The 23,615-nt window shown below is 54.9% G+C and carries 24 protein-coding genes and 1 tRNA gene; 16 read left to right on the top strand and 9 right to left on the bottom strand.

Going from position 1 to position 23,615, the window contains the following annotated elements; translation table 11 throughout:
- Positions 1-104: 104 nt before the first annotated feature.
- Together bacA and folB are read right to left on the bottom strand one after the other, a co-directional pair.
- Positions 105-926, bottom strand: coding sequence for an undecaprenyl-diphosphate phosphatase (gene bacA / locus AL479_RS12395; RefSeq protein WP_061076262.1), 822 nt, complete (start codon positions 924-926; stop codon positions 105-107).
- A 316-nt stretch (positions 927-1,242) separates the two neighbouring features.
- Positions 1,243-1,608: a bifunctional dihydroneopterin aldolase/7,8-dihydroneopterin epimerase gene (gene folB / locus AL479_RS12390; RefSeq protein WP_042998186.1), complete on the bottom strand. Its 366-nt coding sequence runs from the start codon at positions 1,606-1,608 to the stop codon at positions 1,243-1,245.
- 106 nt (positions 1,609-1,714) lie between these two features.
- Here folB and plsY point away from each other — a divergent pair, with 106 nt between their 5' ends.
- On the top strand, positions 1,715-2,332 hold the full coding sequence (gene plsY, locus AL479_RS12385) for a glycerol-3-phosphate 1-O-acyltransferase PlsY (RefSeq protein WP_042998187.1): 618 nt from the start codon (positions 1,715-1,717) through the stop codon (positions 2,330-2,332).
- 32 nt (positions 2,333-2,364) lie between these two features.
- Here the strand turns inward: plsY and ttdR are convergent, their stop codons facing one another.
- Complete coding sequence (gene ttdR / locus AL479_RS12380; RefSeq protein WP_061076261.1) at positions 2,365-3,297, bottom strand: L-tartrate utilization transcriptional activator TtdR; 933 nt, start codon at positions 3,295-3,297, stop codon at positions 2,365-2,367.
- A 211-nt stretch (positions 3,298-3,508) separates the two neighbouring features.
- Here ttdR and ttdA point away from each other — a divergent pair, with 211 nt between their 5' ends.
- The 10 genes from ttdA (at position 3,509) to ureG (ending at position 11,589) form a co-directional block, all read left to right on the top strand.
- Positions 3,509-4,420: a L(+)-tartrate dehydratase subunit alpha gene (gene ttdA, locus AL479_RS12375; protein WP_105291750.1), complete on the top strand. Its 912-nt coding sequence runs from the start codon at positions 3,509-3,511 to the stop codon at positions 4,418-4,420.
- Positions 4,417-5,022 (top strand): L(+)-tartrate dehydratase subunit beta, encoded by a 606-nt coding sequence (ttdB, locus tag AL479_RS12370; RefSeq protein ID WP_042324302.1) that lies wholly within the window; start codon positions 4,417-4,419, stop codon positions 5,020-5,022. The genes ttdA and ttdB overlap by 4 nt, the downstream gene beginning before the upstream one ends.
- A 48-nt stretch (positions 5,023-5,070) precedes the next feature.
- A complete protein-coding gene (locus AL479_RS12365) occupies positions 5,071-6,534 on the top strand; it encodes an anion permease (protein ID WP_042998189.1) in 1,464 nt (487 codons plus the stop codon).
- 123 nt (positions 6,535-6,657) lie between these two features.
- Positions 6,658-7,482 carry an urease accessory protein UreD gene (locus AL479_RS12360; protein WP_200081918.1) on the top strand — a complete coding sequence of 275 codons (825 nt, stop codon included), beginning with the start codon at positions 6,658-6,660 and terminating at the stop codon, positions 7,480-7,482.
- Positions 7,483-7,491: 9 nt separating this feature from the next.
- On the top strand, positions 7,492-7,794 hold the full coding sequence (locus tag AL479_RS12355) for an urease subunit gamma (RefSeq protein ID WP_061076260.1): 303 nt from the start codon (positions 7,492-7,494) through the stop codon (positions 7,792-7,794).
- Positions 7,795-7,803: 9 nt separating this feature from the next.
- Positions 7,804-8,124 (top strand): urease subunit beta, encoded by a 321-nt coding sequence (locus AL479_RS12350; RefSeq protein WP_061076259.1) that lies wholly within the window; start codon positions 7,804-7,806, stop codon positions 8,122-8,124.
- A complete protein-coding gene (gene ureC, locus AL479_RS12345; RefSeq protein WP_061076258.1) occupies positions 8,117-9,820 on the top strand; it encodes an urease subunit alpha in 1,704 nt (567 codons plus the stop codon). Before AL479_RS12350 ends, ureC begins: the two co-directional genes overlap by 8 nt.
- A gap of 9 nt (positions 9,821-9,829) precedes the next feature.
- On the top strand, positions 9,830-10,288 hold the full coding sequence (gene ureE, locus AL479_RS12340) for an urease accessory protein UreE (RefSeq protein ID WP_061076257.1): 459 nt from the start codon (positions 9,830-9,832) through the stop codon (positions 10,286-10,288).
- Complete coding sequence (locus AL479_RS12335; RefSeq protein WP_061076256.1) at positions 10,288-10,962, top strand: urease accessory protein UreF; 675 nt, start codon at positions 10,288-10,290, stop codon at positions 10,960-10,962. Before ureE ends, AL479_RS12335 begins: the two co-directional genes overlap by 1 nt.
- 9 nt (positions 10,963-10,971) lie before the next feature.
- Positions 10,972-11,589, top strand: a complete 618-nt coding sequence (ureG, locus tag AL479_RS12330; RefSeq protein WP_061076255.1) for an urease accessory protein UreG — start codon at positions 10,972-10,974, stop codon at positions 11,587-11,589.
- Positions 11,590-11,723: 134 nt separating this feature from the next.
- Here ureG and tsaD read toward each other — a convergent pair whose 3' ends face one another.
- The gene (gene tsaD, locus AL479_RS12325; RefSeq protein ID WP_061076254.1) at positions 11,724-12,737 is read right to left on the bottom strand and encodes a tRNA (adenosine(37)-N6)-threonylcarbamoyltransferase complex transferase subunit TsaD; all 1,014 of its coding nucleotides are present in this window, start codon (positions 12,735-12,737) and stop codon (positions 11,724-11,726) included.
- 227 nt (positions 12,738-12,964) lie between these two features.
- On the opposite strand from tsaD, the gene rpsU reads away from it, so the two are divergent.
- The 3 genes from rpsU (at position 12,965) to rpoD (ending at position 17,245) form a co-directional block, all read left to right on the top strand.
- Complete coding sequence (gene rpsU / locus AL479_RS12320) at positions 12,965-13,180, top strand: 30S ribosomal protein S21 (protein ID WP_001144069.1); 216 nt, start codon at positions 12,965-12,967, stop codon at positions 13,178-13,180.
- 241 nt (positions 13,181-13,421) lie between these two features.
- Positions 13,422-15,167, top strand: a complete 1,746-nt coding sequence (dnaG, locus tag AL479_RS12315) for a DNA primase (protein WP_061076253.1) — start codon at positions 13,422-13,424, stop codon at positions 15,165-15,167.
- A 233-nt stretch (positions 15,168-15,400) separates the two neighbouring features.
- Positions 15,401-17,245: an RNA polymerase sigma factor RpoD gene (rpoD, locus tag AL479_RS12310; protein WP_061076252.1), complete on the top strand. Its 1,845-nt coding sequence runs from the start codon at positions 15,401-15,403 to the stop codon at positions 17,243-17,245.
- 47 nt (positions 17,246-17,292) lie between these two features.
- Here rpoD and mug read toward each other — a convergent pair whose 3' ends face one another.
- Positions 17,293-17,799 carry a G/U mismatch-specific DNA glycosylase gene (mug, locus tag AL479_RS12305; RefSeq protein ID WP_061076251.1) on the bottom strand — a complete coding sequence of 169 codons (507 nt, stop codon included), beginning with the start codon at positions 17,797-17,799 and terminating at the stop codon, positions 17,293-17,295.
- A 126-nt stretch (positions 17,800-17,925) separates the two neighbouring features.
- On the opposite strand from mug, the gene AL479_RS12300 reads away from it, so the two are divergent.
- A tRNA-Ile gene (locus AL479_RS12300) sits at positions 17,926-18,001 on the top strand.
- 86 nt (positions 18,002-18,087) lie between these two features.
- On the opposite strand, the gene AL479_RS12295 is transcribed toward AL479_RS12300, so the two are convergent.
- Positions 18,088-18,426, bottom strand: a complete 339-nt coding sequence (locus AL479_RS12295; protein WP_071887714.1) for a DUF1889 family protein — start codon at positions 18,424-18,426, stop codon at positions 18,088-18,090.
- 85 nt (positions 18,427-18,511) lie between these two features.
- Complete coding sequence (locus tag AL479_RS12290) at positions 18,512-19,276, bottom strand: siderophore-interacting protein (RefSeq protein ID WP_105291816.1); 765 nt, start codon at positions 19,274-19,276, stop codon at positions 18,512-18,514.
- A 225-nt stretch (positions 19,277-19,501) separates the two neighbouring features.
- Here AL479_RS12290 and AL479_RS12285 point away from each other — a divergent pair, with 225 nt between their 5' ends.
- On the top strand, positions 19,502-20,062 hold the full coding sequence (locus AL479_RS12285; protein WP_192575260.1) for a PadR family transcriptional regulator: 561 nt from the start codon (positions 19,502-19,504) through the stop codon (positions 20,060-20,062).
- Here the strand turns inward: AL479_RS12285 and AL479_RS12280 are convergent.
- Both AL479_RS12280 and AL479_RS12275 read right to left on the bottom strand, forming a co-directional pair.
- Positions 20,059-21,624 (bottom strand): methyl-accepting chemotaxis protein, encoded by a 1,566-nt coding sequence (locus tag AL479_RS12280; RefSeq protein WP_061076247.1) that lies wholly within the window; start codon positions 21,622-21,624, stop codon positions 20,059-20,061. The genes AL479_RS12285 and AL479_RS12280 overlap by 4 nt on opposite strands.
- A gap of 310 nt (positions 21,625-21,934) precedes the next feature.
- Positions 21,935-23,455: a PAS domain-containing methyl-accepting chemotaxis protein gene (locus AL479_RS12275; RefSeq protein WP_061076246.1), complete on the bottom strand. Its 1,521-nt coding sequence runs from the start codon at positions 23,453-23,455 to the stop codon at positions 21,935-21,937.
- Positions 23,456-23,615: the final 160 nt, after the last annotated feature.

The following is a 23,615-nucleotide window of genomic DNA, read 5'->3' as shown; positions in this document are numbered from 1 at the left end:
GGTGTGAATGCCGAATGGCGCTGCGCCTATCCGGCCTACGATATAGTCTCTCAACGCGTAGGCCGGATAAGGCGTTTACGCCATCATCCGGCATGAGAGGTCTGTCAGAAAAACACCACGTAAACCGCCGCGGCGACGATAAAGCGATAGATCGCGAACGGAATGAACGAGATCCGCTTAATCAACTGCAGGAAGGTTTTGATGGCGACCAGTGCAACCACGAAGGCGGTAATAAAACCGACGGCAAACATGGGGATATCGGCGGCTGTCAGGAACGACCAGCTTTTGTAGAGATCCAGTGCAGTGGCGCCCATCATCATCGGTACGGCCAGCAGGAACGAAAATTCAGACGCCGCATAACGGCTCACGCCCATCAGCATCCCGCCGGAAATGGTCGCCCCGGAGCGGGAGAAACCCGGCCACAGCGCCAGACACTGGAAGCAACCAATCATGAACGCCTGACGGTAAGTCATGTCATCCAGACCCGGCGCACGTGGTTCTTTCGGCTTCAGACACTCTGCGGCGATCAGCAGTAAACCGCCTACCACCAGCGCATACATCACATTAACCGGGTTAAACAGCGATTTGATCGTATCGTGGAAGACCAGCCCCAGCACCACCGCCGGGATCATCCCCAACAGAATGTGGATCAGCGTTAAACGGCCTTTACTTTCCCCTTCACGCTGCAACGGACGACCAAAGTGAATGCCGATCAGGCCAAACAGGCGCCGCCAGAACATGACTACCACCGCGAGAATGGACCCTAACTGGATCACCACTTCAAACGTCTTTGCCGTGTCACCCTCAAATCCCAGCAGATGGCCCACAATGATCATGTGCCCGGTGCTGGAAACAGGTAAAAACTCCGTCAATCCTTCGACCACACCCAAAATTGCCGCAATCAGCAGCGAGTGCATATCGCTCATCAATAAACCCCTAAATAGAAAAATCTACAGCACAAAAAGATCCCGATTTTTACCCTAAATAATTCGAGTTGCTGGCCCCGAAGGGGCGAAGCCGAAGGCTGAGTCACGCAGCATGGGAGTGACAAATTCGTCGGGAACGAATTTGACCAGCCGCAGGCTGACTTTCGGTGAGAGACATCCTGTCTCTCATTAATCCCCAGGAGCTTACATCAGTAAGTGACTGGGGTGAACGAGTGCGGCCAACGCACATGCAACCTGAAGTCTGACGGGTATAGGACTCTTTTATATCCGTTTGGTTTAACAAATATGAAGATAATTATTTTTCTTTCAGATTATTGCTACGCTCAATGATTACGCCCACATTGGCCGCGCGCGCCACCGCACCGGGCTTACTGAGTTTGATGCGCACCCACGGCGAGTTAAAGCGTGTGAGCAGCAGTTCGGCCACCTCTTCGGCAACGCGCTCCACCAGCGCAAAACGTCCGCCCTCGACGTGGTTAACGATCGTCTCGGCGATATCCGCGTAGCTCAGGCAGTCGGCGACATCGTCACTTTTTGCTGATTTTCGGTTATCCCATGCCATTTCGATATCGAACACCAGCTTCTGTTCGATCGTCTGTTCCCAGTCGTAAACACCAATAGTGGTGATTACCGAAAGTTGCTCTATAAATACAATATCCATCACGACCTGCCTGCTTTTTGGCTAACCCGGATACCACTTCCGGCGAAATATGCGTATTATCCACAGAAGTAGCGTTTTACACGACATTTTCAAAACGGAACAGCTTATGAGTGCAATCGCGCCTGGAATGATCCTCTTCGCGTACCTCTGCGGCTCCATTTCCAGTGCCATTCTGGTCTGCCGCATTGCTGGCTTGCCCGACCCGCGTAGCAGCGGCTCCGGCAACCCTGGCGCGACCAATGTGTTACGAATCGGTGGCAAGGGAGCAGCCGCAGCGGTCCTGATTTTCGACGTCCTGAAAGGGATGTTGCCCGTCTGGGGCGCGTATGCGCTGGGCGTTAGCCCGTTCTGGCTGGGTCTTATCGCCATCGCCGCCTGTCTGGGGCATATCTGGCCAGTCTTTTTCGGCTTCAAAGGTGGGAAAGGCGTGGCGACAGCCTTTGGCGCTATCGCGCCTATCGGTTGGGATCTCACCGGCGTGATGGCGGGCACCTGGTTGCTCACCGTCCTGTTGAGTGGTTATTCATCGCTGGGGGCGATCGTCAGCGCGCTGATTGCCCCGTTCTATGTCTGGTGGTTCAAACCGCAGTTCACTTTCCCGGTCTCCATGCTGTCGTGCCTGATTTTGCTGCGCCATCATGACAACATCCAGCGCCTGTGGCGCCGCCAGGAGACGAAAATCTGGACCAAACTGCGCAAAAGACGCGAGAAAGATCCCGAGTAACGCTGGCCGGAAATGGCGTTGTCCAGCCCGGCCTACAGCACCTGATAGCCTTCGTCCGGCTTGCCTAAGCGCTGCTGGCACCATGCCGCCAGAAACTCCACGCAGACTCTGAGCTTCACGCTGCGGTACAGTGGTTCCTGATAGACCGCCCAGATGTTGGCGCTCTGCGCATATTCCGGCAACACTCGTACCAGTTTGCCGCTTGCCAGAAACGGCTGCACATCCCACTCTGAACGCAGCATGATGCCTTTGCCTTCCAGCGCCCATTGCAGAACAACTTCGCCACTGTTGGAAGAGAGATGCCCGCTCACTTTGACCGATTTTTTCGTCGTGCCATTTCCCAGTTCCCATATTCCGTGCGTCATATCACGCTCTTTTGTCACCAGACAATCGTGGTGACTTAATTCCTGCAAGGTTTTGGGTTCAGGATATTTTTGTAAATATCCTGGGGAGGCACACAATATTCTTTTATTCTTTGTTAACAAATGCGCAATATAATAATCCGGGATCTCATCGTTAATACGAATATCGAGATCGATATTATCCTGAACCAAATCAATTTGCCGATCGAAGAGTTCAAAATGGACCTGTAACTCAGGATAATTGCGCATCAGTTCGGTAATCGCGGGCGCAATATGACTGCGGCCAAATCCGAAGCTACAACCAATACGAATCATCCCTTCCGGGCGCGTTTTGATTTGCGTCACGTCGTCAATCAGACGCTGATATTGCGTCAGGATCACCAGCGCCTGTTCGTAACAGCGCTGACCACTTTCCGTCAGCGCCACGCCGCGCGCCGAGCGGTTAAGCAGCGTGGTGGCAAGCGTGGTTTCCAGAATCTGGATCCGCTTTGTCACAAAGGCCGGCGTTTGTCCGAGGGCACATGCCGCGGCGCTAAAGCTGCCCGTATGGACGATTTCCACCAGCACCTGAAGGTCTTTGGCTAAGGGCCAGTTTTTGAGCATTTTTCGGGTTATCCATGAAATTGATACCTGAAGTGTAATTCGCAATCTCAGGTTAATCTCTGCCCTTGCTCAATTTTCATCATCTTTCTTCAGCATCATTCACGAACTGTTAATTGCATATACACAGTGGCAAATAATATAAAACCACACATTCAGTGGTAGTTTGTGAGGGAGAATTTATTTCCAGACAAATAAAAGAACTGGAGTTGACATGATGAGCAATCAAAATAATCAAAATGCGGTTAATACGCTGACGGAAATAGTCGCCAATTTTACCGCCATGATTTCCACGCGCATGCCCGACGATGTGGTGGACAAATTAAAACAGCTACGGGATGCCGAAACCTCAAAGATGGGGCAAATCATCTACCACACAATGTTCGACAACATGCAGAAGGCTATCGATCTTAACCGTCCGGCCTGCCAGGACACCGGTGAGATCATGTTCTTCGTGAAGGTAGGTTCCCGTTTCCCGCTGTTGGGTGAGTTGCAAAGCATTCTCAAGCAAGCGGTGGAAGACGCCACGGTGAAAGCGCCGCTGCGTCACAATGCGGTAGAAATTTTTGACGAAGTGAATACCGGTAAAAACACCGGTAGCGGCGTACCGTGGGTGACGTGGGACATCATCCCTGATGGCGAAGACGCGGAAATTGAAGTCTACATGGCCGGTGGCGGCTGCACGTTGCCGGGGCGATCCAAAGTGCTGATGCCTTCCGAAGGCTACGAAGGCGTTGTGAAATTCGTCTTTGAAAACATCTCGACGCTTGCCGTCAACGCTTGCCCGCCGGTGCTGGTCGGCGTAGGGATCGCCACCTCCGTTGAAACCGCCGCCGTGCTGTCGCGTAAAGCAGTGCTGCGTCCGATCGGCACCCGCCACCCGAATCCCAAAGCGGCAGAGCTCGAACTGCGTCTGGAAGAGGGGCTGAACCGGCTGGGCATTGGTCCGCAGGGACTGACTGGCAACAGTTCCGTGATGGGCGTGCATATCGAATCCGCCGCGCGTCACCCGTCAACCATTGGCGTCGCCGTCTCCACCGGCTGCTGGGCGCACCGTCGCGGTACGCTGCTGGTCCATTCTGACCTCTCCTTCGAAAACCTGTCTCACACCCGGAGCGCGTTATGAAAAAGATCCTCACAACCCCGATCAAAGCCGAAGACCTGGAAGACATCCGCGTTGGCGATGTGATCTATCTGACCGGAACGCTGGTGACCTGCCGCGACGTCTGCCACCGCCGCCTGATCGAACTGAAGCGCCCGATCCCCTACGACCTCAACGGCAAAGCGATTTTCCATGCCGGACCGATCGTGCGTAAGAACGGTGAAAAATGGGAGATGGTCTCCGTCGGCCCGACCACCAGCATGCGTATGGAAGCCTTTGAAAAAGAGTTCATTGAGCAAACGGGCGTCAAACTGGTGGTGGGTAAAGGCGGCATGGGGCCGTTAACGGAAGAAGGTTGCCAGAAATTCAAGGCGCTGCACGTGATCTTCCCGGCAGGCTGTGCGGTGCTGGCAGCCACTCAGGTGGAAGAGATCGAAGAAGTGCACTGGATGGAGCTCGGTATGCCGGAATCGCTGTGGGTTTGCCGGGTGAAAGAGTTCGGTCCGCTGATTGTCTCTATCGACACCCACGGCAACAACCTGATTGCCGAAAACAAAAAACAGTTCGCCGAACGTCGCGGTCCCATCGTCGACGAAATCTGCGAACACGTGCATTACATCAAATAACCCTTCCGGAGAGGCCTGTGCCTCTCCCTCTTTCGCAGGGATACGACAATGGCACCTTTATCTGGTTGGTGGCGATATCTGGCTCCGCTGGTGGTCATCGCCATTATTGCTGTTTTGCCCGTCCCCACCGGTCTTGAGAGCCACACCTGGCTCTACTTTGCGGTCTTTACCGGCGTCATCGTGGGACTCATTCTGGAACCGGTACCCGGCGCAGTCGTGGCGATGATTGGGATATCGATTATCGCGGTTCTCTCGCCGTGGTTGCTGTTCAGCCCCGAACAACTCGCCCAGGACGGATTCAAATTTACCTCCAAAGCGCTCTCGTGGGCGGTTTCTGGTTTTTCTAACTCGGTGATCTGGCTGATTTTCGCCGCTTTTATGTTTGGCACCGGCTATGAAAAAACCGGCCTCGGTCGGCGTATCGCGCTGATGCTGGTGAAAAAAATGGGGCACCGCACGCTGTTTCTCGGCTATGCGGTGATGTTCTCCGAGCTGATTCTCGCTCCCGTTACACCATCTAACTCCGCACGCGGCGCAGGGATCATCTACCCAATTATCCGCAATCTACCACCGCTCTATAACTCAAAACCCAACGATCCCAGCGCCCGTTCCATTGGTTCTTACATTATGTGGATGGGGATCACCGCCGACTGCGTGACCAGCGCCATTTTCCTGACGGCAATGGCGCCGAACCTGCTGCTGATTGGCCTGATGAAGACCGCATCCCATACGGCGCTGAGCTGGGGCGACTGGTTCTTAGGCATGCTGCCGCTGAGCATTTTGCTGGTTCTGTTGGTGCCGTGGCTCGCCTATGTGCTGTATCCGCCCGTGCTGAAGTCGGGCGATCAGGTGCCACGCTGGGCGGAATCGGAACTCAAAGAGATGGGACCGCTCTGCTCGCGTGAGAAAAAGATGCTGGTGCTGATGGTAGGCGCCCTGGTGTTGTGGATCTTCGGTGGGGACTACATCGACGCCGCCATGGTCGGTTACAGCGTCGTCGCCCTGATGCTGGTGCTGCGCATCATCTCCTGGGATGACATCGTCAGTAATAAATCGGCGTGGAACGTCTTCTTCTGGCTGGCCTCGCTTATCACCCTCGCAACCGGACTGAACAACACTGGCTTTATCACCTGGTTTGGCAAGCTGCTGGCCAGCGGATTGAGCGGCTACTCACCGGTGATGGTGATGATCGCGCTGATCGTGGTGTTCTGGCTGTTGCGTTACTTTTTTGCCAGCGCAACGGCCTACACTTCCGCGCTGGCACCGATGATGATCGCTGCCGCGCTGGCGATGCCGGAAATTCCATTACCGGTATTCTGCCTGATGGTCGGTGCGGCTATTGGTCTGGGCAGCATTCTCACCCCGTATGCGACCGGACCAAGCCCTATCTACTATGGCAGCGGTTATCTGCCGACCGTCGATTACTGGCGGCTGGGGGCAATTTTCGGCCTGATTTTCCTGGTGCTGCTGCTGGCGACCGGGCTTATCTGGATGCCTCTCGTTTTGCTTTAACCCCGTTGGGGCGGCAGGGCTGTCGCCCCTTTTTTCCATAAGCGTCTCATATGACCGTTTTCCCGCCGCGCTGAGGCATACTTTTTGCTATGCAAACACCCTCACGCTGAGAAGGGAAACGCTCTGGAAACCGTTGCGCACAAGACACCGACACGGGGCTGGCAGGCCGAACTCGACCTGCGGTTTAGCCATACCGCGCACAAAACGGTGCTCACCCGCGCACGCCACGTCGGTCCCCTGACGGTTCAACGGCCGTTTTATCCGCAAGACGATGTTTGCCACCTCTATTTACTCCATCCGCCCGGTGGAATTGTCGGCGGCGATGAGCTTCAAATTTCCGTCACGCTGGACGAAAACAGTCACGTATTAATCACCATGCCCGGCGCGGGTAAGTTTTATCGTAGCGCAGGCCCGCAGGCGCGCCTGCATCAGACGTTCACGCTGGCCCCAAACGCGACGCTGGAATGGCTGCCGCAGGATACGATCCTGTTCCCCGGCGCTAACGCCAGCCTCCGCTCCGTATTTCATCTCACCGCGGAAAGCCGCCTGCTGGGCTGGGATCTGCTCTGCCTCGGGCGACCGGTCATGCAAGAGATGTTCAGCCACGGCACGCTGCATAACCGTCTGGAGATCTGGCGCGAGGGGCAGCCGCTGCTCATTGAACGCCTGACGCTGAGGGATGGGGATCTCTCAGCCATCGCCAGCCAGCCATGGTGCGGCACCCTGCTCTGCTATCCGGCCACGGAACAGATGCTCGACGGTGTGCGGGAACGTCTGGCTCCGCTCGGTGATTACGCCGGGGCAACGCTCGTCGACTCACTGCTGACGGTTCGTTTTCTGGCTGACGACAACCTGATTATTCAGCGCGTCATGCGCGACATCTGGCAGTTTTTACGCCCGCTGTTAACCCAAAAGCCACCGCACCTGCCGCGCATCTGGCAAACCTGAGAGACGCTTATGGAACTGACCCCCAGAGAAAAAGACAAACTGTTGCTCTTTACCGCCGCGCTGGTCGCAGAACGCCGACTGGCGCGTGGCCTGAAACTGAACTATCCGGAATCCGTGGCGCTCATCAGCGCCTTTATCATGGAAGGCGCGCGCGACGGTAAAAGCGTTGCCTCGCTGATGGAAGAGGGCCGCCACGTTCTGAACCGTGAGCAGGTGATGGAAGGCGTTCCGGAAATGATCCCGGACATCCAGGTGGAAGCGACTTTTCCGGACGGTTCGAAGCTGGTCACCGTCCACAGTCCGATCGTCTAAGGAGACCCTATGATTCCAGGTGAGTACCGGATCGCAGCGGGAAACATTGCGATCAATGCAGGGCGCGAAACGCGCACGATCGTGGTGGAAAACCATGGCGATCGCCCCATTCAGGTGGGGTCGCACTACCACTTTTACGAGGTCAACCCGGCGCTCCGCTTTTCCCGCGAATCTGCGCGGGGTTTTCGGCTGAATATTCCGGCGGGCACCGCGGTACGTTTTGAACCGGGCCAAAAGCGAGAAGTCGAACTGGTTCGCGTGGCGGGCGCACAGCGTATTTTTGGCTTTCGCGGCGACGTCATGGGTGCGCTGGAGGTGAAGCATGGCTGAGATTTCCCGGCAGGCTTACGCCGACATGTTCGGCCCGACCACCGGCGATAAAGTGCGTCTGGCGGACACGGATCTGTGGATCGAAGTGGAACACGACTTCACGACCTATGGCGAAGAGGTGAAATTCGGCGGCGGCAAAGTGATCCGCGATGGCATGGGCCAGGGACAGATGCCGTCTCAGGAATGCGTGGATCTGGTAATCACCAACGCGCTGATCGTCGATCACTGGGGGATCGTCAAAGCGGACATCGGCATTAAAGACGGCAGGATCTTCGCCATTGGCAAAGCCGGGAATCCGGATATTCAGCCGGACGTGACGATCCCGATCGGCGTCGCCACCGAAGCGATCGCCGGTGAAGGCAAGATCGTCACTGCTGGCGGCGTGGATACTCATATTCACTGGATCTGTCCGCAACAGGCGGAAGAGGCGCTGGTCTCCGGCGTGACGACAATGATTGGCGGCGGCACCGGACCGGCTGCCGGCACCAACGCTACCACCTGCACGCCGGGACCGTGGTACATCGCCCGGATGCTACAGGCGGCGGATACGCTGCCCGTCAATATCGGCCTGCTGGGTAAAGGCAATGGCTCCCACCCCGATGCCCTGCGCGAACAGGTTGCCGCCGGTGCCATTGGCCTGAAAATCCACGAAGACTGGGGCGCGACGCCTGCGGCTATCGACTGTGCGCTAACCGTGGCCGATGAGATGGACATTCAGGTGGCGCTGCACAGCGATACTCTGAACGAGTCAGGCTTTGTCGAAGATACGCTGGCGGCGATTGGCGATCGAACCATCCACACCTTTCACACCGAAGGGGCTGGCGGCGGACATGCGCCGGATATCATCACCGCCTGTGCACATGCCAATATTCTCCCCTCCTCCACCAACCCGACGCTGCCTTATACCGTCAATACCATTGATGAACATCTCGACATGCTGATGGTCTGCCACCATCTGGACCCGGATATCGCCGAGGATGTCGCCTTTGCCGAATCACGGATCCGTCGGGAGACCATCGCCGCCGAAGATGTGTTACACGATATTGGCGCGTTTTCTCTGACCTCATCGGATTCACAGGCGATGGGGCGCGTGGGGGAAGTGATCCTGCGCACCTGGCAGGTGGCGCACCGGATGAAGGTCCAGCGCGGTCCGTTAGCCGAGGAGGCAGGTGAAAACGATAATCTGCGCGTGAAGCGCTATATCGCCAAGTACACCATTAATCCGGCGCTGACCCACGGTATTGCTCACGAAGTCGGTTCCATTGAAGCCGGAAAGCTGGCGGATCTGGTGCTCTGGTCACCGGCCTTTTTCGGCGTGAAGCCTGCAACGATCGTGAAAGGCGGCATGATCGCCTGCGCGCCGATGGGAGACATTAATGCCTCCATCCCCACGCCGCAACCGGTGCATTACCGCATGATGTTTGGCACGCTCGGCGCAGCGCGTCACCATTCCCGACTGACCTTTCTGTCGCAGGCGGCGATGGAAAACGGCATCGCACAGCAGCTCAATTTGCAAAGCCAAACCGCCGTGGTGAAAGGCTGCCGGACGGTGAAAAAAGCCGACATGATCCACAACAGCCTGCAACCGACTATCACCGTGGATGCCCAGACCTACGAGGTTCGTATCGACGGCGAACTCATTACCAGCGAACCCGCCGATGTTCTGCCGATGGCGCAACGTTACTTTTTATTTTGAGGAGCCGAGATGCTGTTATTGACGCAACGCGTTGACACCCCAGCGCACATCACCGCCACGCTGACGCTGCCGATTGATATCCGCGTGAAGAGCCGGGCGAAAGTACAGCTCAATGACGGGCGCGAGGCGGGGCTGGTGCTGCCCCGTGGTCTGCTGCTGCGCGGCGGTGATTGCCTGAGCACGGAGGATGGCACGGAAGTGGTGGAAATTATCGCCGCCAGCGAAGCGGTATCGGTGGTGCGTTGCGCCGATCCGTTCCTGCTCGCGAAAGCCTGTTACCACCTCGGCAACCGTCACGTCCCGCTGCAAATTTTGCCGGATGAACTGCGCTATCACCACGATCACGTTCTGGACACGATGCTGCGCCAGTTCAGGCTAGAGGTGACGTTTGCCCATCTGCCGTTTGAACCCGAGGCCGGGGCGTATGCCGGTGAATCCCACGGCCATCACCACAGCCATGCGCACTGATGCGTGACGCACAACAGCAGTTGCGTCTGCTGCAACTCGCCAGCAGCAGCCTGCCGGTGGGCTCGTTTACCTGGTCCCAGGGGCTGGAGTGGGCGGTAGAAACCGGCTGGGTGGACAGCGTGGACGCCTTCGAATGCTGGCAAATCCGGCAGATGGAAAATAACGTTTTCACCATCGATCTGCCGCTGTTTGCCCGTCTGTATCACGCCTGTGAACAGGATGATATTGACGCCGCACGCCGCTGGACCGCGTATCTGCTGGCCTGCCGGGAAACCCGCGAGCTGCGGGAAGAAGAGCGTAGCCGGGGTGTAGCGTTCACCCGACTGGTGGTCGACTGGCAGCCAGAGTGCCCGCAGCAATGGCGCGCACGCTTTGCCGACAGTCAGCTCTGCGGTATGGCCTGGCTGGGCGTACAGTGGCGTATTCCGCTGCATGACCTGGCGTTAACGCTCGGCTACAGCTGGATCGAGAGCGCCGTGATGGCCGGAGTTAAGCTGGTGCCGTTTGGTCAACAGGCCGCGCAACGGCTGATTATTTCACTTTGCGCACAGTACGCCAAAGGCATGACGCAAGCGCTGGCGTGTCCGGACGACCGTCTGGGTTCCGCCACGCCGCTGGCAGCCATCGCCTCTGCACGCCATGAAACCCAATATTGCCGTTTATTTCGCTCCTGAGGAGAGACAATGAGTGAGTACAAACATCCCCTGCGCGTTGGCGTAGGCGGCCCGGTCGGTTCCGGTAAAACTGCCCTGCTGGAAGCGTTATGCAAAGCGATGCGCGACCGCTGGCAACTGGCGGTGGTCACCAACGATATCTACACCAAAGAAGATCAGCGGATTCTCACCGAAGCGGGCGCACTGGCGCCGGAACGCATTGTCGGTGTAGAAACCGGCGGCTGTCCGCATACCGCCATCCGCGAAGACGCCTCGATGAATCTGGCGGCGGTGGAAGCATTAAGCGAAAAATTCGGCAATCTGGATCTGATCTTTGTCGAGAGCGGCGGCGACAACCTGAGCGCCACCTTCAGCCCGGAGCTGGCGGATCTGACGATCTATGTGATCGACGTCGCCGAAGGGGAAAAGATCCCGCGTAAAGGCGGACCGGGGATCACCAAATCGGATTTCCTGGTGATCAACAAAACCGATCTCGCTCCCTATGTCGGCGCATCGCTGGAGGTGATGGAGCGCGACACGTTGCGCATGCGCGGCGATCGCCCGTGGACGTTTACTAATTTAAAAGCGGGTGACGGTCTGGCGACGATTATTGCGTTTCTGGAAGACAGAGGAATGTTGCGGATGTAGTGCGGGTATAATGCGGTGTATTGCCGGGTAGCGGCTTCGCCTGACCCGGCCTACGGTCTTGTCGATCCGGTAAACGCAGAGAATAGATTCGTAGGCCCGGTAAGCGCTGCGCCACCGGGCAGGACAAACAACACCTAAGCAGCAGGCAGTTCCGCCAATGGCCAGCGTGGACGCACAGTCACGCCAAGATCCGCCGTAGCGCCCGCTTTAAAGCGCACCATACCGGCATAGGCAATCATCGCCCCGTTATCGGTGCAAAATTCCGGACGGGCATAAAACACTTCACCACGGCGTTTTTGCATCATCTCCGCCAGCTTCGCTCGCAGCGTGCGGTTGGCGCTGACGCCGCCCGCCATCACCAGGCGCTTAAAGCCGGTCTGATCCAGCGCACGTTTACACTTGATCATCAACGTATCCACCACCGCGTCTTCAAACGCCCGGGCGATATCGGCACGGGTTTGATCATCGTCGCCGTTATTGCGGATCGTATTCGCCGCAAAGGTTTTCAGTCCGGAGAAGCTGAAATCCAGCCCCGGACGATCGGTCATGGGCCGCGGGAAAACAAAACGTCCGGCGGTGCCCTGCGACGCCATTTTCGACAGCATCGGACCGCCAGGATAGTCAAGCCCCAGCAGTTTTGCGGTTTTATCGAACGCTTCACCGGCGGCGTCATCAATCGATTCACCCAGCAGTTCATACTGTCCGACGCCAGTCACGCTGATAAGCTGGGTATGCCCCCCCGACACCAACAGCGCCACAAAGGGGAATTCCGGCGGATTATCTTCCAGCATTGGCGCCAGCAGATGTCCTTCCATGTGGTGTACCGGGATCGCGGGCACATTCCACGCAAACGCCAGAGAACGACCGACGGTTGCGCCAACCAGCAGCGCGCCAACCAGACCCGGTCCTGCGGTATACGCCACCGCATCAATCTCTTTTGCACTCAGTCCCGCCTCTTTCAGCGCCGCCTGGATCAACGGCACCGTTTTGCGAACATGATCGCGGGAGGCCAGTTCAGGCACGACTCCGCCGTAGTCAGCATGTAATTTCACCTGACTATACAATTGGTTGGCTAACAGACCTTTTTCGTCGTCGTAAATGGCGATGCCGGTTTCATCGCAGGATGTTTCAATTCCCAGTACACGCATGACTTGTTTCTACCTCACTTTATTACCGCGCAGTGTAGGTCGAATGCGGGTAGATGTATACCCTCACTCCCGATTTCGTGTATACTCTCCCCCCTTATAAAAGTCCCTTTCAAAATCGCATCGGTGCTTTACAAAGCAGCAGCAATTGCAGTAAAATTCCGCACCATTTTGAAATAAGCTGGCGCTGATGCCAGCGGCAAACCGAATTTATTAAAGGTGAGAGTTACATGCCGGTAATTAAAGTACGTGAAAACGAGCCGTTCGACGTAGCACTGCGTCGCTTCAAGCGTTCCTGCGAGAAAGCAGGCGTTCTGGCGGAAGTTCGTCGTCGTGAGTTCTATGAAAAACCGACTACCGAACGTAAGCGCGCTAAAGCTTCTGCTGTGAAACGTCACGCGAAGAAACTGGCTCGCGAAAACGCACGCCGCACTCGTCTGTACTAATCTCTGTCGAGGGCTGAGGCTCTCGATTCAGACCGAGTTGTAGTTGTAAGGCCGTGCTTCCGAAAGGAATGCGCGGCTTATTTTCGTTTATACACGTCGTCATTCAAGCTGCCTCTGCGTTGGCTGCGCTCGCTCACCCCAGTCACGTACTGATGTACGCTCCTGAGGATTCGCTCTCTTGCCGCCTTGATGCAACCTGAATGATTTTGTGTATATGAGTCATAAAAAATAAACGGGGCATATGGCTGGACGAATCCCACGCGTATTTATCAATGACCTGCTGGCACGAACCGACATCGTCGATCTCATCGACGCGCGGGTAAAGCTGAAAAAGCAGGGCAAGAATTATCACGCGTGCTGTCCGTTCCATAACGAAAAAACCCCCTCTTTCACCGTAAACGGTGAAAAACAGTTTTATCACTGCTTCGGATGCGGCGCGCACGGCAACGTCATCGACTTCCTGATGAACTACGACAAGCTCGAGTTCGTGGAAACCGTCGAAGAACTGGCGGCCATGCATAATCTTGACGTCCCGTTTGAAGCAGGCACAGGCCCCAGCCAGATAGAGCGCCATCAACGGCAAAGCCTTTATCAACTAATGGATGGCCTGAACACGTTTTATCAGCAATCTCTGATGCAACCCGCCGCTACCCCTGCGCGCCAGTATCTGGAAAAGCGAGGACTCAGTAGTGAAGTGATCGCGCGTTTTGCTATTGGCTTTGCGCCCCCCGGTTGGGACAACGTCCTGAAACGGTTTGGCGGCAATAGCGAAAATCGCCAGTCGCTGGTGGATGCGGGCATGTTGGTCACCAACGATCAGGGACGCAGTTACGATCGTTTCCGCGAACGGGTGATGTTCCCCATCCGCGACAAGCGTGGCCGGGTGATAGGTTTTGGTGGTCGTGTGCTGGGTGATGCCCTGCCGAAGTACCTTAACTCCCCGGAAACCGATATTTTCCATAAGGGTCGCCAGCTGTATGGCCTTTATGAAGCGCAGCAGGATAACGCCGATCCGCAACGTCTGTTAGTGGTGGAAGGCTATATGGATGTGGTGGCGCTGGCGCAGTATGGCATTAACTATGCCGTGGCTTCGTTGGGCACTTCAACCACCGCCGATCATATTCAGCTTCTGTTCCGCGCCACGAACAACGTCATTTGCTGTTATGACGGTGACCGGGCCGGACGAGACGCCGCCTGGCGCGCACTGGAAACCGCGCTGCCGTATATGACGGATGGTCGTCAGCTACGCTTTATGTTTTTACCTGATGGCGAAGACCCCGATACGCTGGTGCGTAAAGAGGGGAAAGAGGCATTCGAAGCCCGGATGGAGCAGGCCCTGCCGCTCTCCGCGTTTTTGTTTAATAGCCTGCTGCCGCAGGTGGACCTGAGCACCCCGGACGGACGTGCGCAGTTGAGTACGCTGGCGTTGCCGCTCATCACACAGGTACCGGGTGAAACGTTGCGCATTTATCTGCGCCAGGAATTGGGCAACAAGCTTGGCATTCTGGATGACAGCCAACTTGAACGATTAATGCCAAAATTGTCCGAAAGTGGGGCTTCCCGACCCGCTCCGCAGCTAAAACGCACGACCATGCGTATACTGATAGGACTGCTGGTGCAAAATCCGGAACTGGCGCCGATGGTGCCGCCGCTAAGTGGTCTGGATCAGAATAAACTGCCCGGACTTGGCTTATTCGCTGAACTGGTCAACACTTGTTTGTCCCAGCCCGGACTCACTACCGGACAACTTTTAGAACACTATCGTGGCACAAATGATGCGGCCACCCTTGAAAAACTGTCGATGTGGGACGATATAGCAGATAAGGATATTGCTGAAAAAACCTTCACCGACTCACTCAACCATATGTTTGATTCGATGCTTGAGCTGCGCCAGGAAGAGCTAATCGCCCGCGAGCGCACACACGGTTTAAGCAGCGAAGAACGCCGGGAACTCTGGACGTTGAATCAGGAACTGGCGAAGAAATAATTGAAACAGACAAAATCATTCGAGTTGTATCAAGGCAGCAAGAGAACGCCGCTAACACAGAGACAACTTGAAGGATGAAGTATTTAACGGCTTAAGTGCCGAATAGCGATCGGGAAGCCCCCGACAGCCGCACTGAGAGGCAGCGGCACAAATATAAGTACGCCCTCGCTTTAAATGTTGGCAGCAACGGCTTGCTGACGCTAATCAAACGAATTAAGTGTGGATACCGTCTTATGGAGCAAAACCCGCAGTCACAGCTCAAGCTTCTTGTCACCCGTGGTAAGGAGCAAGGCTATCTGACCTATGCCGAGGTCAATGACCATCTGCCGGAAGATATCGTCGATTCAGATCAGATTGAAGATATCATCCAAATGATCAACGACATGGGTATTCAGGTGATGGAAGAAGCACCGGATGCCGATGATCTGCTGCTTGCTGAAAACACCACCAGTACCGACGAAGACGCGGAAGAAGCGGCTGCGCAAGTTCTGTCCAGCGTAGAGTCTGAAATCGGTCGTACCACTGACCCGGTTCGCATGTACATGCGTGAAATGGGTACCGTTGAACTGTTGACCCGCGAAGGCGAAATCGATATTGCGAAACGCATCGAAGACGGGATCAACCAGGTTCAGTGCTCCGTTGCTGAATATCCAGAAGCCATTACCTATCTGCTTGAGCAGTACGATCGCGTTGAGGCTGAAGAAGCCCGTCTGTCCGATCTGATCACCGGTTTTGTCGATCCGAACGCGGAAGAAGATATGGCCCCTACCGCCACTCATGTCGGCTCTGAGTTATCTCAGGAAGACATGGATGACGATGAGGACGAAGACGAAGAAGAAGACGACGACAGCAGCGATGACGACAACAGCATCGACCCTGAGCTGGCGCGCGAGAAGTTCGGTGAACTGCGTACTCAGTATGAAGTTACGCGTGACACCATCAAAGCGAAAGGTCGTAGCCACGCCGATGCTCAGGCTGAAATCCTGAAGCTGTCTGAAGTGTTCAAGCAGTTCCGTCTGGTGCCGAAGCAGTTCGACTACCTGGTAAACAGCATGCGCGTCATGATGGACAGGGTCCGTACCCAGGAACGTCTGATCATGAAGCTCTGCGTTGAGCAGTGCAAAATGCCGAAGAAGAACTTCATCACCCTGTTCACCGGCAACGAGACCAGCGAAACCTGGTTCAACGCGGCTATCGCGATGAACAAACCGTGGTCCGAAAAACTGCACGATGTGGCCGATGACGTTCACCGTGGCCTGCAGAAGCTGCAACAGATCGAAGAAGAGACCGGCCTGACTATCGAACAGGTCAAAGACATCAACCGTCGCATGTCCATCGGCGAAGCGAAAGCGCGTCGTGCGAAGAAAGAGATGGTTGAAGCCAACTTACGTCTGGTTATCTCTATCGCCAAGAAATACACCAACCGTGGTCTGCAGTTCCTGGATCTGATTCAGGAAGGTAACATCGGTCTGATGAAAGCGGTCGATAAGTTCGAATACCGTCGTGGTTACAAGTTCTCCACCTACGCCACCTGGTGGATCCGTCAGGCGATCACCCGCTCTATCGCGGATCAGGCGCGCACCATCCGTATTCCGGTGCATATGATTGAGACGATCAACAAGCTCAACCGTATCTCCCGCCAGATGCTGCAAGAGATGGGTCGCGAGCCGACGCCGGAAGAACTGGCTGAACGCATGCTGATGCCGGAAGACAAGATCCGTAAAGTGCTGAAGATCGCCAAAGAGCCGATCTCCATGGAAACCCCGATCGGTGACGATGAAGATTCGCATCTGGGTGATTTCATCGAGGATACCACCCTCGAGCTGCCGCTGGATTCTGCGACCACCGAAAGCCTGCGTGCGGCAACGCACGACGTGCTGGCCGGTTTGACCGCTCGTGAAGCGAAAGTTCTGCGTATGCGTTTCGGTATCGATATGAACACCGACCACACGCTGGAAGAAGTGGGTAAACAGTTCGACGTTACCCGCGAACGTATCCGTCAGATCGAAGCGAAGGCGCTGCGTAAACTGCGTCACCCGAGCCGTTCTGAAGTACTTCGTAGCTTCCTGGACGATTAATCCCGTCGCATAAACTGCAAACGCCACCTTCCCGGTGGCGTTTTTTTTTACATTCCGCGCACGATCAGCGCCTCATCCAGTTCCCTGAAGGCTTCCACCAGTTTATCCAGGGTAATACGGCTCAATCCGCTGGTATTCGGCAATACCCACACCTGCGTTGCGCCAATCGTTATACTCTGCTTTCCCCACTGTACGCCGCGCTGGCTGAAGCCTTGTTCAAACGCCTGCTTACCCAGAATCGCCAGGGCATGCGGTTGGTACTGCTCAATCTTAGCAATCAGGCTACGTCCACCATCGTGCAACTCCTTACGCGAGACTTCATTAGCCTGCACCGTCGGTCTGTCGACCAGTTTGGTCACGCCACAGCGAAAATCCAGCAGGTGCTCTGCCTCTTCCGGTTTGAGCTGGCGATCGGTAAAACCAGCCTGATGGATCACCTTCCAGAAACGGTTTGCCGGATGCGCAAACGGAAACCCCGTCCCGGCAGAAGAGAGCCCCGGATTGATGCCGCAGAACACGACCCGCAACCCCGGCGCTAAAATGTCCTTAACCATGATGACTCCACTACATAACATCGTAGGGAAAAGTATAACGGATTGAAAATACGTTGTTTAATAAAACAGCATACGTACGGTTATGGCTGGATTGCGCGCAGGAGTTACTTTATAATTCACCGCCACGGCCCCTTAGCTCAGTGGTTAGAGCAGGCGACTCATAATCGCTTGGTCGCTGGTTCAAGTCCAGCAGGGGCCACCAAATTCAATGAGTTACACTCGCGCGGCAATACAGAGAAAGGGATGCTCTTCCCTGACTGGCAAGAGCATCAAGGCAGGTTGTTGAATTCACGCGCGCTCAACTTCGACCAGTTCCTGAAGCTGCTCACGCATATACATTGAAAAATACTCAGGGTCTTTAATCAATACCCGCTCTCCGGACTCAAACTTTTCAGCCCATCCGGCTAATTTCTGCGTAAAACCAGGGTTCCACCCCTCTTGTTCCCCCCGGGCCGTGATGTCTGTTGCGCTGGCCGGGAATCCCAGTTCTTTCAGGTACTTTAAAATCCCTTTTGCCGTGCTCTCATCCATCGGGTGTGGAGATGACGCTGAAGTGTTCATACCGTTAATGAAATCTAATGCTTTATCAATGACTGCAGGCATACTTTTATCCTTAAAATTTACCATGTAAAACACAAGACTACCCTATGACCTTAAACCGATTTCAGCCTCAAAGAAATCATTAAATTTCATTGTCCCGACGGCGCTCACTTTACTTGTTGTGCCAGTACGCCGCTGCCCGGACTAACTGCTGGTCAAACGGTTCCTGCTCAAAGCGCTGACTGAGGTTTTTCACCACTTTCCCTTCCCCGGTGATCCAGATGAAGTAATCTTCTTCCGGTACTTCGATCTGCGCCAGTCGCGCGGCAATCGCCTGCTCATCGTGTCCCAGCCATTCAATGGCAAAATCGTCCAGATGCGCGAGGTAATCCTGATACGCCGGATCGGCGACGCTCACCAGCGCGGTCACCGTCGGTTTTACCGGTAAGCGACTCAGCGCCTCAAGACGACGCCGCAACGCTGGCATACCGGACTCATCACAAACATAGAGCTGATAAGCGTAGTCTTCCGGCACCACCAGCGAACCACGTGGCCCCCCGATCGTTAGCGTATCGCCTTCGCGCGCTTTCATCGCCCAGGAACTTGCCACCCCGCCGTCGTGAATAAAGAAATCCAGCGCCAGCTCATGACGAGCTTCATCGTACAACGGTGTGTAATCGCGAGAAGCCGGACGTACGCCCTCACCCCAGACAATGCCTTCTTCCGTCACGGTTGGCGGAACAAACTGGCTGCCGGGTTGCGGGAAAAACACCTTGCTATGGTCGTCAAAGCCGCGCGAATTAAAGCCTTCCAACGCATCTCCACCGAGGACAATACGCTGAAAACCCGTGCCGATACGTTCTACGCGCAAAACGGTAAGTTCGCGAAAGCGCAGTTCATTGCGCACGCGCTGTGGGTAACGTGAAGTTTTATCCATCATTTTTTGGCCTTCGTGTGATAATCAGATATATCTAAATAGATTTTTCAAATGATAATGATTGTTAATAGCCAGAATTGCAAGTCATTTTTTGATAGCGTCTACAATGTTGCGTCGTTAAATATTTATCATTTAAATTCATATAATTAGTAAAAACTTCAACACTACCCTTGTCAAAATCTTAAATTTAGATATAAATTAGATATATCTAAACAACAGGAGATTATCATGCGACATCATCATGAAGGTTGCTGTAAAGGCGAAGGGCATCATCACGACGGTTGCGAACATCGTCACGGTAGAGGCGGCGGTGGCGGGCGGCGTCAACGCTTTTTTGGTCATGGGGAGTTGCGTCTGGTGATTCTGGATATTCTTTCCCGCGAAGCCAGCCACGGTTATGAGCTAATCAAAGCCATCGAGAATCTGACGCAGGGCAACTATACGCCAAGCCCTGGCGTGATCTACCCAACGCTGGATTTCCTCCAGGATCAGGCCTTTATTACGATCAGCGAAGAGGATGGCGGGCGTAAAAAAATCACCATCACTGACACCGGCGCACAATGGCTGGAAGAGAATCGTGAACATCTCGGTCACATCCAGGAACGCGTCAACGCACGTAATGTCGGCTTTGAACTGCGTAAGAATCCGCAGATGAAGCGAGCGCTGGAAAACTTCAGGGCGGTACTGGATCTGAGGGTGAATCAGGGTGACATCAGCGACGCACAGTTAAAAAAGATCATTGGCGTGATCGACCGCGCGGCGCTGGAAATCACTCAGCTTGATTAAGCAGGCAAGGCGTCGCCGTCGCGAACGCGGAACACTTTCACCATCTCTTTTAAGTGTAACGCCTGCTCATTCAGTGACGCCGCTGCCGCAACGGACTCCTCAACCAGACAGGAGTTCTGCTGGGTGGTGGCGTCAATCAGGCCAATCGCGCTGTTGATCTGCGAAATCCCCTCGGTCTGCTCACGACTGGCCTGGCCGATCTCCCGCAGGATCACATCCATCTCCTCGACGTTGCTGACCATGCCGTTTATCAGGCCGTTAGCCTTCTCGACCAGCAGCATCCCTTCCTGGGTCTGACCGGTGGAATCCTCAATCAGATGGCGGATCTCGCTGGCAGAGGATGCGCTCTTCTGCGCCAACTGGCGTACTTCTCCTGCCACCACGGCAAACCCACGACCATGCTCACCGGCTCGCGCGGCTTCGACGGCCGCATTAAGCGCCAGAATATTGGTCTGGAATGCAATGGAGTCAATCAGGTTGATGATGTCCGACATGCGGTTAGATGTTTCATTAATCACGCGCATTTTTTGCGTCACCTGATTCATCATCTCGCCATTGTTCTTCACAACGGTCGCCGCCCCCGCAGAGAGCTTCGTCGCTTCTCCGGTATGTTCGGCCGTGTTTTTTACCGTGGCGGTGATCTGCTCCATTGACGCTGCGGTCTGCTCGACGGAGCTCGCCTGTTCTTCGGTACGCGCGGCCAGATCCTGGTTCCCGGCGACGATCTGCGCTGCCGCGCTGGAGATATTCTCCGACCCGTTCTGAACTTCCTGGACAATCTCCAGCAGACGAGTTTTCATTACCATCAGCGCGTGCAGCAGTTCGCCGGTCTCATCTTTCTGCGTGGTGAGGATATTGCGGGTCAGATCGCCCTCGGCAATCGCTTCGGCAAACTGCACCGCTTCATTCAGCGGCCGGGTGATGGACCGTACGATATACCAGCCCATCATACAGCCCGCAGCAATACCAATGAGCGCCAGCGCGATAAGCAGCGCCCGGTTCGCGGTGAAGTCGCTTGCCACCTGGGCGCCAGCACGCAACATCTGCGTATCTTCAATGGCGATCAGCGCCTGAACTTTCTCTTTATAGGCCTGCTGTACATTGACCGTCGTGGTCATCATCTCCTGCATTGCCGCCTGTCGGTTATGGTTTTGCAGTTCCTGCAGAATGCGGAATCGGGAGGCGAGATATTGCTCGCGCACGTCGCGGATCCCGGCGATGACCTTTTTCGATTCGGCGTTTAGCGGCGCAGCGTCCAGTTCATCCAGCAGCACTGTAATCTGCTGGCTAATGGTGTCGAGCTTTTTCTGCGACGTCTGGGCCCAGCGCCCCTCTTCGTCCATCAGCATCAGCTGCTGTGTGCTGACAAAATCCTGAAAATGATCGATGAGCTTATTGGCTTTTACCGTGACGGGATAGTCATTGGTAATGATGTTTTGCATACCGCTGTTGGCGCGGTCCAGGCTAAATAATGAAAGGCCCGAACTCACCATCATCAGTACAATAAACAATCCAAACGCGATAAATAATTTTGAGCGGATCTTCATGTTACGCAAAAACATATATTCTCCCTGGAGATAGTTTTCTTCAGACAGATTCCTTTATCGGTAACAAACTCACTAACTTTATGATATTGATCGCTTTTTATTATCAATAATTGTCGGAAAATAGTTTTTGACGATGAATAGACGCAGACCGATCGTTATATAAACGATTTTTTATAATGTCTTAATCGCCAAAAGACAGAAATTGAAAGATATGAATAAAATGAAAAAACCACCCGTAGGTGGCAATATTTAATATATCATTAACATTATTATTACAATAACGCTTACCATTACCGGTAAGCGTTGATGAGGATAAAAGAAAGGATCAGTGCAGCACCGTCACGGCATCCGCCAGACGGCTGGCACGGTGTTTAACCATAGCGGACACCTGCGCGCTCTCTTCAACCAACTCGGCGTTTTTCTGCGTGATGTCGTTAAGTTCGCTTACCGCACGCGTCAGACTGGTCAATCCGTCAGACTGCTCCAGCGTTGAATGGCTGATCTGCGCAATCAACTGGGTGACGTTTTGTACCTGAGAGACAATATCATCCATCGTACGTCCCGCCGCATGGACCTGCTGAGAACCCGACTGTACTTTATCCGCACTGGCATCGATCAACTTACGAATATCATTCGCCGCGCTGGCGCTGCGGCTAGCCAGATGGCGTACTTCACCTGCCACGACGGCAAACCCTTTGCCCTGCTCGCCCGCCCTGGCCGCTTCAACCGCGGCGTTCAGCGCCAGGATATTCGTCTGGAAAGCGATGTCGTTAATCAGCGTGGTGATGGTACCAATGCGCTGTGTGCTGTTGGCGATGTCATCCATGGTTTTAATCACGGTGTCCATCGCTTCACCGCCCTGCGTCGCCGCGCTACTGGCGGCAATCGACAGCTTATCGGCGGCGGATGCGGTTTCTGAGTTTTGTTTTACCGACGCCGCCATTTGATTCATGGTGGTCACCGTCTGCTGGACGTTATCGACCGTCTGACGCGTATGCTTATTCAGATCGTCATTGCCTTTCGCTAAGGTTTCGCTACCGTTTCTGACGCTCGACACCTGGCTTGAAACGTCGTTGATTAGCCAGCGACACATCAAACCAAGTTGCCCGACAGCGCGTAGCGTCAACCCCAGTTCATCACTGCGATTCAGATGCGCCACGCTGTTTCGCTCACCGGTCGCCACCTTCAGCGCCTGCTTCGCTACGTTCTCAATCGGGCGAACAATCTGCCACTCAAACGCCGCCGTACCCAACAACATCACCAGCGCACACATCAGTTGTGCAAGCCATGGCGCGCCGGACAGGTGTAGCGCCGCCGCCAATACCACGTAGATCAGCGCCATCACGCTGCGGACCCGCCAACGCACCGGCATTGCCGGTAGTTTCCCGAGCCATCCTTTACGCACCACCAGTCCTTTGTGGATCCGGCGTCGACAACGCCCCTCATTGAGCGCCTTGTAAAGCGGCTCAACCGTGGCGATCTCCGCATCCGTTGCGCGGGTGCGAATTGACATGTACCCCGTCACGTTCCCCTCGCGCACCATCGGTACCGCGTTCGCCCGAACCCAGTAGTGATCGCCATTTTTACGCCGATTCTTGACGATGCCGCTCCACGGCTCGCCCTGCTGCAGGGTGTACCACATGTCGGCGAAGGCTGCTTTCGGCATGTCCGGGTGACGCACCAGGTTGTGCGGTTGCGCCAGCAATTCATTGAGTGAGTAACCGCTAATATTGACGAACGTATCGTTGGCGTGCGTGATGTAGCTGTGGAGATCGGTAGTCGACATGAGGGTCGTATCGTCATCCAGCGGTGTATTTTGCTGGGTAACGTAGAGCTGAGAAGACATAGTCGCGTCCTGTGCAAGTTATCTGGTTGTTAACTTCTTGTCAGATGTTATTTCGGCGCTAACAGATTTATCTTTAGATGTTAAATTTGATTTAGATCGCAATTTGCGATTAAACCTCATAATTTGTACGAATTCTAATTGATTGATTTAAAATACTTTC

Source organism: Citrobacter amalonaticus (assembly GCF_001559075.2).
In the GTDB taxonomy this organism is placed as follows: Bacteria; Pseudomonadota; Gammaproteobacteria; order Enterobacterales; family Enterobacteriaceae; genus Citrobacter_A; species Citrobacter_A amalonaticus_F.
The sequence above is the reverse complement of the archived record's forward strand: the minus strand, read 5'-3'. Positions and strand labels throughout refer to the sequence as shown.